This window comes from Acinetobacter sp. CY05, assembly GCF_059515805.1.
This window is the reverse complement of record NZ_JCAKMW010000003.1, coordinates 62,349-72,285: the sequence shown is the minus strand read 5'-3', so window position 1 is coordinate 72,285 and position 9,937 is coordinate 62,349. Positions and strand designations below refer to the sequence as shown.

9 protein-coding genes and 4 tRNA genes are annotated in these 9,937 nt (G+C 41.2%); 6 read left to right on the top strand and 7 right to left on the bottom strand.

All coding sequences use genetic code 11. The features are described 5' to 3' along the window. The first annotated feature begins 49 nt into the window (after window positions 1-49). The 4 genes from AC5YCD_RS04275 to msrA all read left to right on the top strand — a co-directional run bounded on the left by AC5YCD_RS04275 (window position 50) and on the right by msrA (window position 2,796). The gene (locus AC5YCD_RS04275) at window positions 50-562 is read left to right on the top strand and encodes a dihydrofolate reductase (protein ID WP_496128844.1); all 513 of its coding nucleotides are present in this window, start codon (window positions 50-52) and stop codon (window positions 560-562) included. Between the two features lie 26 nt (window positions 563-588). Then, a complete protein-coding gene (locus AC5YCD_RS04270) occupies window positions 589-1,614 on the top strand; it encodes an Lnb N-terminal periplasmic domain-containing protein (RefSeq protein WP_496128843.1) in 1,026 nt (341 codons plus the stop codon). 78 nt (window positions 1,615-1,692) lie between these two features. Beyond that, window positions 1,693-2,160 (top strand): META domain-containing protein, encoded by a 468-nt coding sequence (locus AC5YCD_RS04265; protein ID WP_496128842.1) that lies wholly within the window; start codon window positions 1,693-1,695, stop codon window positions 2,158-2,160. 114 nt (window positions 2,161-2,274) lie between these two features. After that, on the top strand, window positions 2,275-2,796 hold the full coding sequence (msrA, locus tag AC5YCD_RS04260) for a peptide-methionine (S)-S-oxide reductase MsrA (RefSeq protein WP_496128841.1): 522 nt from the start codon (window positions 2,275-2,277) through the stop codon (window positions 2,794-2,796). A gap of 44 nt (window positions 2,797-2,840) precedes the next feature. Here msrA and AC5YCD_RS04255 read toward each other — a convergent pair whose 3' ends face one another. The 7 genes from AC5YCD_RS04255 to AC5YCD_RS04225 all read right to left on the bottom strand — a co-directional run bounded on the left by AC5YCD_RS04255 (window position 2,841) and on the right by AC5YCD_RS04225 (window position 5,116). Beyond that, entirely contained in the window at window positions 2,841-3,479 is a 639-nt protein-coding gene (locus AC5YCD_RS04255) for a fumarylacetoacetate hydrolase family protein (RefSeq protein WP_496128840.1), read from the bottom strand. Window positions 3,480-3,491: 12 nt separating this feature from the next. Further along, window positions 3,492-3,992 carry a YcxB family protein gene (locus AC5YCD_RS04250; protein WP_496128839.1) on the bottom strand — a complete coding sequence of 167 codons (501 nt, stop codon included), beginning with the start codon at window positions 3,990-3,992 and terminating at the stop codon, window positions 3,492-3,494. A gap of 132 nt (window positions 3,993-4,124) precedes the next feature. Continuing rightward, a tRNA-Arg gene (locus tag AC5YCD_RS04245) sits at window positions 4,125-4,201 on the bottom strand. Window positions 4,202-4,314: 113 nt separating this feature from the next. Next, window positions 4,315-4,527 (bottom strand): hypothetical protein, encoded by a 213-nt coding sequence (locus AC5YCD_RS04240; RefSeq protein WP_496128838.1) that lies wholly within the window; start codon window positions 4,525-4,527, stop codon window positions 4,315-4,317. A gap of 284 nt (window positions 4,528-4,811) precedes the next feature. After that, window positions 4,812-4,888 (bottom strand) — tRNA-Arg (locus tag AC5YCD_RS04235). Between the two features lie 47 nt (window positions 4,889-4,935). Beyond that, window positions 4,936-5,012, bottom strand: a tRNA-Arg gene (locus AC5YCD_RS04230). Between the two features lie 14 nt (window positions 5,013-5,026). Beyond that, window positions 5,027-5,116, bottom strand: a tRNA-Ser gene (locus AC5YCD_RS04225). A 243-nt stretch (window positions 5,117-5,359) separates the two neighbouring features. Between AC5YCD_RS04225 and rnr the strand changes: the two genes are divergently transcribed. Continuing rightward, window positions 5,360-7,804 carry a ribonuclease R gene (rnr, locus tag AC5YCD_RS04220; protein ID WP_496128837.1) on the top strand — a complete coding sequence of 815 codons (2,445 nt, stop codon included), beginning with the start codon at window positions 5,360-5,362 and terminating at the stop codon, window positions 7,802-7,804. Between the two features lie 100 nt (window positions 7,805-7,904). After that, entirely contained in the window at window positions 7,905-9,935 is a 2,031-nt protein-coding gene (locus AC5YCD_RS04215) for a M3 family metallopeptidase (protein WP_496128836.1), read from the top strand. Window positions 9,936-9,937 lie beyond the last annotated feature (2 nt).

Genomic DNA, 9,937 nt, shown 5'->3' with positions numbered 1-9,937 from the left:
ATGGTGTCTATTATTTTTATTAAACTTTAAACGCATTGAAAGAGTTGTTATGGCATTTCAAAATTTAGAAGTGGTGCATGTGGTTGCCATGGATCAACAGCATTGCATTGGTAAAGGCAACGACTTACCTTGGCATATTTCTGCAGACTTACAGCACTTTAAAGCCATTACCCAAGGTGGTGTGGTGGTAATGGGACGTAAGACTTTAGAATCTATGGGCCGAGCTTTACCTAAGCGTGTTAATTGGGTGATTACCCGTGATCAAAACTGGCAATTCTCAGGCACAAAAGTCGCTTACTCGATTGAAGAGGCTTTAACGCAAGCTGTCGCAGATGTAAAAACTTCAGAAAAACCCAATTCTATTTTTATTATTGGGGGTGGTGAAATTTTTAAACAAACTTTAGATATTGCCGATCGTTTAGAACTGACGCATGTACAACTTGATGTACAAGGTGATGCACATTATCCGCAAATTCCATCTGAGTTTAAGAAAGTCGCGTCAGAACAACATATTGATGACAAAACTGGCATTGCTTTTGAGTTTGCCACTTATCAAAAATAAGGTTTTATTTGAAGGTCTTAAAGACTATGCGCCAGCCACATACTAAAACCTTCATGACTTGGCTATTACATAGTGGTTTTAGTGTTTTTGTGGTTGTGTCATCGTTATGGCTATGTATCGCGCTTTGGGTGCAACAACCTTTTGGGGTGCTGCTATCACGCGTGTTGATTGGTATATGGCTGGCTTTTGCTTTAAGCGTACTTGGGGTTTATGCCACCCATTTTTTTAACCGTAAAAAGGATGTGTTAGTGTATATCTTGGGGTTTATCATGGCCTTAAGCTGGTATATCTCGCTCGAACCACAGCAAAATCGCGATTGGAACCCTGAAGTTGCACGTTTGCTTCATTATGAACAACATGGCGATATAGTTAGCTTGCATAACGTACGTAACTTTGCTTGGCAGCCAGATGGCAGTTATATCGAACGCTGGGAAACTCGTCGCTTTGATTTAAGTCAAATCTCAGGCGTGAATATTATTACCTCTTATTGGATGGGGCCTCAAATCGCCCATACTCTCGTCAGCTTCGATTTTTATAATGCTGCTCCCATTACCTTTTCTATTGAAATCCGTAAAGAAAAAACAGAAGACTTCTCTGCAATTGGTGGCTTTTTTCGACAATTTGAACTCAGCCTCGTTGCGGCTGACGAAAAAGATATTATTTATACCCGTAGTCATATCCGTGCTGAGCAAGTGTATTTTTTTCCAGTTAAGATGGCAGCAGCTGAACGTCGCGCGCTGTTCCAAGAATATCTCCATAAAGCGGATCAATTGGCTCATACCCCAAAGTGGTATAACACCTTGACCAGTAACTGCACCACCTTAGTTTTTGATATGGTGCAGGCCGTCTCCAAACAAGCGCTACCTAGCGATTACCGCTTACTGGTTTCTGGCTATTTGCCCAATTACTTACATGATTTAAAAGTAATTGAGCCTAATATTGATATAGCCACCTGGTATCAACTGGCTCATGTAAATCCTAAAACTCATGGCCAACAGTTAACGAGTGCCCAATATTCTGCCCTGTTGCGCCAAGGTGTAGTTAAACCTTAATTTTTGTAATTTCTACTTACATTGTCATTATATTTGCATAAGATAAGCAAGTAATTCACGACAATAAGAGTATCTAACATGTTAAAAAAATTAATCACGGTTGCTATTTTAGGCACAACAGTGGCCATGACTGCGTGTTCGAGCACACCAATTCAAACAGGCCCTTCAGAAACCATTACACAGAGTAATCTATTGCAGTTGAAACATGGTACATGGATCCTCACCCATATTGGTGCCATGCAAGTGACCACCAAGCCAAGCACCACCAACATTCCAAGCTTACAATTTAGTACTGATGGTCGTATTTCAGGGGCCGATGGCTGTAACCGCTTAATGGGCAGCTATAGCGCAGGGCGTGATACCTTAAATCTGTCTCAAATTGCCACTACACGTATGGCCTGTATGGATAAGACCTATGTACCTGAAAAATATGTAGAAGCTTTAAATAAAGTCACCCATTATCAGGTGTATAATAAAACACTCAAATTATTAGACAAAAATGGTAATGCCTTGTTGCAATTTAGCAGCGCTGTGCAACCTCGCTAAAAAAAAGCCTGCTATTGCAGGCTTTTTGTACATTTGATTACATGATCAGATTGTACTTATATAAATTAAGCTTATATTAAAGCTTATAAATCAACAAAATTTGGGTTATATAACATGCAACAAGCTTTATTTGGCGGTGGCTGTTTCTGGTGCGTGGAAGCGGTATTTTTACGCTTACAAGGTGTCAAAAAAGTAACAAGTGGTTATGCTGGTGGCACGACTGAAAATCCAAGCTATGAACAAGTCTGTACAGGTGAAACCAATCACGCAGAAGTGTTATTAGTTGATTTTGACGAAACTGAAATTACTTACGCACAGTTGCTCGATGTGTTCTTTGCAACACATGATCCAACAACGTTAAACCGTCAAGGCGAAGATGTAGGTACACAGTACCGCTCGGTGATTTATTACTATAGCGATGAGCAAAAACAAGCCTCTGAACAGATGATTGCTAGCCTTAAAGCAGAAGGCTTAGACATTGTGACTGAGTTAAGCCCTGTACCAACGTTCTATCCTGCTGAAGATTATCATCAAAACTATTTTGAAAAGAATCCAACCCAAGGCTATTGCAACTTTGCCATTCCGCCAAAATTATTAAAGCTACACAATAAGTTTGCACATTTATTGCGTGACTAATATAAAAAAGGACTGCTAAGCAGTCCTTTTTTATGTTTATTTAATTATTTAACAAAAGTCGTCCAAACAAAATCTTGATCTTTGCCTTTAAGAGTCATTTTAAGCTGATCATCTTTATGTAAAGCTGCCACACCGGCAGGCGTGCCTGTCATCACCACATCGCCCGGATTTAAGCTAAAGACTTGGCTGATGTCTTTGAGTAGCTCAGCAATACTAAAAATCAGTAATCCGGTATCACCATGTTGGCGCAGTTCATCGTTAATTTCTAATGTATAGTGAATTTGATCCCATGCTGGCATATGGGCTACATCAACCCAATCCCCTAGCATACAAGCACCATCAAAAGCTTTAGCACGTTCCCAAGGATGACCTTTGGCTTTTAATCGATCCTGTAAGTCACGTAAGGTTAGATCTAAACCCAAAGTCACTGCACCAATGGCGTGTAAAGCTTGTGCGCTATCCGTAACACGTGACAGTGGTTGGTCAATACGTAAAGACAGCTCACATTCATAATGACAACTGCCTAAATCCTGATTCCAAGTAATACCCTGTGCCAATTTACTTAAACTACTGGCTGGCTTTAAAAATAATACCGGTTGATCAGGTACAGCATTCCCTAACTCTTGGGCATGCGCTGCATAACTGCGTCCTACGCAGACAATTTTAGAAGCTGATGTTGTCATTATGAGTTCCTCTTATTTTTTACTAAAGGTATTACTAAAAATAGCCTGCTCATTCGCATCACGAAAAGCACGTTTGGGTACAATCACCACCATACGGCTCTTGAGTTCAAGCATATAGGTCAATTTACCTTCCGCAAAATTAACCACATCACTATAAGCAATGGTCTTTGTACCCCCATTGGCAAAGATTTGCGCGTGATCTTGGTATAAATCTAAACCTTGTTCACTTTTGCCAAATTGATATTTCACAAATTGACGTTTAAACATCATAGGTAAAAACCAATAGCGCATTAACATTTGTAACACGAGGAAAAATGCGCCCAGCGCCACGTAATAACGACCAACGCCATCAATCCCTAAATAAAACCCCCAGATTAAAATTGCAATACTCACCAAAGGGGTAATAAAACGGGTGATTTGTTTCTTGCCAAATGTGGCAAGGGCAAAACCATCTTGTGATTCTTCTAGATTTAAGTAATAACGCAGCGAGAGACTAGGTGAAGTGTCCGACATAGAAATATCAATAGCAAATAAAGTATGGGCAAATCTTACACCATAATTTCAAGCTTGTTGATGCTTCGTGATAGAAACAATAGACGTAAAAAAACCGCATCAATGTGCGGTTTTTCAGAATTCTTATAAGATTGGTGCGCTCAGAGAGATTCGAACTCCCGACCCCTTAGTTCGTAGCCAAGTGCTCTATCCAGCTGAGCTATGAGCGCGACGTCTTGATGAGGTGTATTATAGAGAAGTTTTAAAGCTTGTGAAGCCCTTTTTCACAAAAACCTAATCAACTGCACAGATATCAGCCGAATTGCTACTTTTTAGCTATTTATTAAGCAATTTTAACTAATTTAGGCTTACAAGCCGCACAAAAACTCACCTTTTTGCCACTGCTGATTTGATAAAAATCATCCACTACACCATCTAAATTGTCTTGGCAGACAAAACAAGGTTTATTAGATAAATAAATGACTAAATCTAAATGTTGATATAGATGCTGTCCATCGCTATACAACTGCTGTAGCTGCGCTTGTTGTGGAAACATTCCTTGCCCCCTACATTTTTAAATCTCCATAAACTGAGTTTAATCAAACAATGTTATAGGACAATAGTAATATCTACCAAAACATAGGCTTATCGCTAAAAATTAGGAAATTAGGAAATTAGGAAATTAGGAAATTAGGAAATTAGGAAATTAGGAAATTAGGAAATTAGGAAATTAGGAAATTAGGAAATTAGGAAATTAGGAAATTAGGAAATTAGGAAATTAGAGCAAAGTCAAATTTTAGGCACAAAAAAACCGCTGCTAAAGCGGTTAATTGTTCAAGTTGGTGCGCTCAGAGAGATTCGAACTCCCGACCCCTTAGTTCGTAGCCAAGTGCTCTATCCAGCTGAGCTATGAGCGCGTAACTTGTGTCGTCTTAACAGACTTACGTTTTTCATCTTTACTTATTGGTGCGCTCAGAGAGATTCGAACTCCCGACCCCTTAGTTCGTAGCCAAGTGCTCTATCCAGCTGAGCTATGAGCGCGACATAAGTAAAGTTGGCGGTGAGAGAGGGATTCGAACCCTCGATACAGTTGCCCGTATGCATCCTTAGCAGGGATGTGGTTTCAGCCACTCACCCATCTCACCGTAACGTGGTGGCAATATTATAGAGGAAATGCATTTCATGCAAGCACTGTCATGCAAAAAAGTGAAAAAAATCACCCAACAAGACATTTTTTAACCATCTTTTATTTTTTTTAGCTTTTACTGTTTATAAACTATCCGTTTATACAAAAAAACAAAGCGAAAACACATTATTGCAGCCAATTACGTGCAGTCTAGGCTGTGATGTCTTATGCTAAAGCCATCCACTGATAAGAAACTGAAGATATGATGAAAACTTGGGTCGATCCAGAAGCAAAGGCAGAAGCCGAACGTTACGATAATCCCATTCCAAGTCGTACTCTGATCCTAGAGACGATTACTCAATTAAAAAATCCACAGTCGCATGCTGACCTGGTGGAACAGTTTGAAATTGCCGATCAAAAAAGTATTGATGCCCTGCAACACCGATTAATTGCAATGGTACGCGATGGTCAGCTAATGAAGGATGGATTTAAGTTCCAGATTGCTGCTGAACAACCGACCCATGAAGCGACTGTCTATATCAATAGTAAAGGCTTAGGTACTGCGAATATTAGCGGTCACGATGATTTATTGTTACCTGAACGTGAATTACGCCAAGTGTTTAACGGCGACCGTGTCAAAATCCGTCAAACTTCGGTTGACCGTAAAGGTAAAGCTTGGGGCTTTGTGACCGATGTGGTGCAACATCGCGTTAAACAAATCATTGGTAAAGTGTCGATGTATGATGGCGAATACTTTGTACAACCCAGTGCACCAAATAGCCATCAACCGATTACTTTAGAAAAAGAGTTGATCGAACACGCCAAAGTCAATCTAGGTGATTCAATTCGCGTCGCCATTGATACGTATCCGACTAAGGAAGAGTTTGCCACTGGGCATATTGTGCAGTCGATGGCCGATAAAGCCGATACTGAAATTATTATTCCACAAACGATTTTAGAGTTTGGCTTACCTTACGAATTCCCTGAGGACGTTATTAAAGAAGCCGAAAGTTTTAAAGAACCTACAGCCAAAGACCGTGAAGGTCGCATCGATTTACGTGATTTAGCCTTAGTGACGATTGATGGCGAAGATGCACGCGACTTTGACGATGCAGTGTATGCCGAAAAACGCGCAGGTGGTGGCTACCGTGTTGTGGTCGCGATTGCCGATGTCAGTCATTATGTACGTCCAGGTCAACCTTTAGATGATGAAGCAGTCGAGCGTGGTACATCAGTGTATTTCCCGCACTTTGTCTTGCCCATGCTGCCAGAAGCGCTCTCTAACGGTCTATGTTCGTTAAATCCAAACGTTGACCGCTTATGTATGGTGTGTGATTTAAAACTATCACGTGCAGGTCGTGTCACGGGTTATGAATTCTATCCATCTGTGATGCATTCTAAGGCGCGTTTAACTTATGACCAAGTAGCACAGTACTTTGATGGTGACAGTACAGCCATTACCGAAGACCGTAGCGTACGTAAGTCACTGAACACCCTGTTCCAACTCTATCAAGTGCTCAAAGTGCTACGTGCTGAACGTCATGCCATGGAATTTGAAACTGTTGAAACCTATATGACCTTTGATGAGCTCGGTGGCATTAATCAAATTCTGCCACGTAGCCGTAATGAAGCACATAAACTCATTGAAGAATGTATGTTATTGGCCAACGTAGCCGCTGCAGAATATGCGCTGAAAAATGAAGTGCCAATGTTGTACCGTATTCACGAGCCACCTGAATTCTCACGTATTCAAAAAGTGCGTGATTTTGTCAAACTACTCGGTTTATCGTTCCCAGAACAACCGACCCAAGCTGATTATCAAGCCGTAATTGACGCGACCAAAGAGCGTATTGATGCACCAAGTATTCATGCCGTGTTATTACGCTCTATGATGCAAGCTTATTATGGCCCAAATAACGCGGGTCACTATGGTTTGGCTTATGATGCCTATACGCACTTTACTTCGCCAATTCGTCGTTACCCAGATTTGCTGCTACATCGTGCCATTAAAGCCCATCTTAAAAATAAACCATCGCCATTATCAGGTGGTGCTTTAGATGAAGCGGGTACACATTTCTCAGCAACAGAACGTCGTGCCGATGAGGCTTCACGTTCTGTGACCACATGGCTCAAATGTCACTATATGCAGCAGCATGTTGGGGAAGATTTTGTTGGTCATATTACAGCTGTGGCTGAGTTTGGTTTGTTTGTCACCTTAAAAGATTTATATGTCGATGGCATGATTCATGTCAGTCAATTGGGTGATGATTTCTTTGTATTTGATCAGATGAGTCAAAGTTTAATTGGTCAAAATCATGGTCAAAGCTTTAGCTTAGGCGACGAAGTGAAAATTAAAGTCGCTGCGGTCAATTTAGAAGAGCGTAAAATTGACTTTGAGCTGTTACAGCAATTAAGTCATGCAGGTCGCCCAGTACGTAGTCGTGCGCCACGTAAAGCTGCACCGCGTGCTACGCCACGTCCTCGCCCACAAGTCACTGAACAAACCTTTAGTGAACGTCCAAGCAAAGGCGATACAGGCGAAGATGGTGAACAGCCCATTAAAAAGAAAAAGTCAAAATCTAAACCCAGTGCCTACAGTAAAAAGTCTGTTAAAAAACATGCAGGAAAATCTGAAGCGAAGGCTAAAGATAAGTTAAAGAAAAAGGCAAAAAAGAAAAAGTCCAATGCTAAGTCACAAAGTGACTAAATAAAAAAGAGCGCCACGGCGCTCTTTTTGTTGATCAGGCTTGATTTTATCGAACATAAGCCCTACATCTACTACTAAGACAAAATTGAGTAATTTAAACATGACATTACAACAGGCCACTTTGCCAGTGCCAAAATTCGACCAAATCAGCCTTGAACAATTACAACAACAAATCCAAACTGCCATTAGCCAAGGTCAACAATTCTTACAAGATTTAAGCAGCGTGCCTGAGAGTCAAGCTGCGCGTTTAAGCATCCTTGAACAACTTGATCAGCTCGAAAACAATATGAGTGAAGCATGGGGGGTGTTATCGCATTTAAATGCTGTCATGAACAATACTCAAACCCGTGAACTCTATCAAAGCCTGTTACCAAGCTTAAGTGCGTATTACACTGAGCTGGGTCAACATACTGTTTTATATCAAACCTTTGAACAAGTGCACGACTCCGCTGAATACCAGAATTTAAGTGCAGCACAACAAAGTGCGATTAAATTGGCCTTACGCGATTTTAAACTCTCAGGTGTGGCTTTAGAGGGTCAAGCCAAAAAACGCTATGCTGAAATTTCAGCACGTTTATCACAGCTTTCATCTGACTTTTCTAATCATGTTTTAGATGCCACGCAAGCCTATTTTAAGCCATTATGTCATGATGAACTCAAAGGCTTGCCAGAAAGTAGCGTTGAATTATTAAAGCAATATGGTCAACAACGTGAGCTTGAGCAACCTGTCGCAACGCTGGATTTCCCATCTTATCTGGCCATTATGACCTATGCAGAGGATCGTGCTTTACGTGAAACGCTATATAAGGCCTATACCACACGTGCTTCAGATCAATCTGCGCAAACAGAATTTGATAATACCGATGTCATGCAAGAAATCTTAAAGCTGCGTCAAGAAATGGCGGCTTTACTGGGTTTCAACAACTACGCCGAGCTATCACTTGCCAGCAAAATGGCGCCGGATGTGGCGACTGTACAAAAGTTCTTAGAAGATTTAGCCGAGCATGCCCGTCAGCCTGCAACGCAAGAAATGAGTGAATTAAAAGCAATTGCGGCAGCAGATGGTATTACAGATTTACAGCCTTGGGATACCACTTTCTATTCAGAAAAACTCAAAGTTCAGCAATTTAATTTATCGCAAGAAGCGTTAAAACCCTATTTCCCAGCACCAAAAATCTTGCAAGGCTTATTTAGCATTGTGAAACGTTTATATGGTATTGATGTGGTTGAACGTCAGGCACCTGTTTGGCATGCTGATGCGCGTTATTTTGAGCTTGAAGATCAAGGGCAAGTCCTAGGTGGCTTCTATTTTGACCTGTATGCACGTAGTGGCAAACGTGGTGGTGCATGGATGAGTGGTTTCCGTTCACGTATGCAAAGCCAACAAGGCTTACAAGAACCAATTTGCTATATGGTGTGTAACTTCACCCCACCGGTTGGCAATCAACCTGCCTTACTGACCCATGATGAAGTCATCACCTTATTCCATGAATTTGGCCATGGTCTGCATCATATGCTTACTGAGGTAGATAATATCTCTGTAGCAGGCACGCACGGCGTAGCATGGGATGCTGTTGAGCTACCAAGTCAGTTTATGGAATTTTGGGCATGGGATCAGGAAAGCTTAAACTTGCTTAGTGAGCATATCGAAACACAGCACACTCTACCTGCCGATTTACTCAAATCTCTATTAGATGCGCGCTTCTTCCAATCAGGAATGCAAACTTTACGTCAAATTGAATTTGCTTTATTCGATTTAAATATTCATCAAACGAATCCTGCATTGGATGCACAAGGTATCCAAAATACTTTAGATGCTATCCGAGCCAAATTTAGTGTAGTGCCGTCTGTATCTTATAACCGTTTCCAACATAGCTTTAGCCATATTTTTGCGGGTGGTTATGCTGCAGGCTACTATTCATATAAGTGGGCGGAAGTGCTCGCCAGTGATGCTTTTGATCGTTTTGAACAAGAAGGTATTTTTAATACCCAAACCGGTCAGGAATTCCGTAAAGCCGTACTTGCTGTAGGCGGTCGTGATAGCGCCTTAGATGCCTTTGTCAATTTCCGTGGCCGTGAGCCTAAGATTGAAGCGCTATTACGTCATCAAGGTTGGACGAATAAGGTTTAAAG

Excerpts from the sequence above, each read along its gene's own strand:
- AC5YCD_RS04240 (WP_496128838.1), bottom strand. The coding sequence starts at position 4,527 with ATGTTTCCACAACAAGCGCAGCTACAGCAGTTGTATAGCGATGGACAG.
- AC5YCD_RS04275 (WP_496128844.1), top strand. The coding sequence starts at position 50 with ATGGCATTTCAAAATTTAGAAGTGGTGCATGTGGTTGCCATGGATCAA.
- AC5YCD_RS04255 (WP_496128840.1), bottom strand. The coding sequence starts at position 3,479 with ATGACAACATCAGCTTCTAAAATTGTCTGCGTAGGACGCAGTTATGCA.
- AC5YCD_RS04215 (WP_496128836.1), top strand. The coding sequence starts at position 7,905 with ATGACATTACAACAGGCCACTTTGCCAGTGCCAAAATTCGACCAAATC.
- AC5YCD_RS04250 (WP_496128839.1), bottom strand. The coding sequence starts at position 3,992 with ATGTCGGACACTTCACCTAGTCTCTCGCTGCGTTATTACTTAAATCTA.
- AC5YCD_RS04270 (WP_496128843.1), top strand. The coding sequence starts at position 589 with ATGCGCCAGCCACATACTAAAACCTTCATGACTTGGCTATTACATAGT.
- rnr (WP_496128837.1), top strand. The coding sequence starts at position 5,360 with ATGATGAAAACTTGGGTCGATCCAGAAGCAAAGGCAGAAGCCGAACGT.
- AC5YCD_RS04265 (WP_496128842.1), top strand. The coding sequence starts at position 1,693 with ATGTTAAAAAAATTAATCACGGTTGCTATTTTAGGCACAACAGTGGCC.
- msrA (WP_496128841.1), top strand. The coding sequence starts at position 2,275 with ATGCAACAAGCTTTATTTGGCGGTGGCTGTTTCTGGTGCGTGGAAGCG.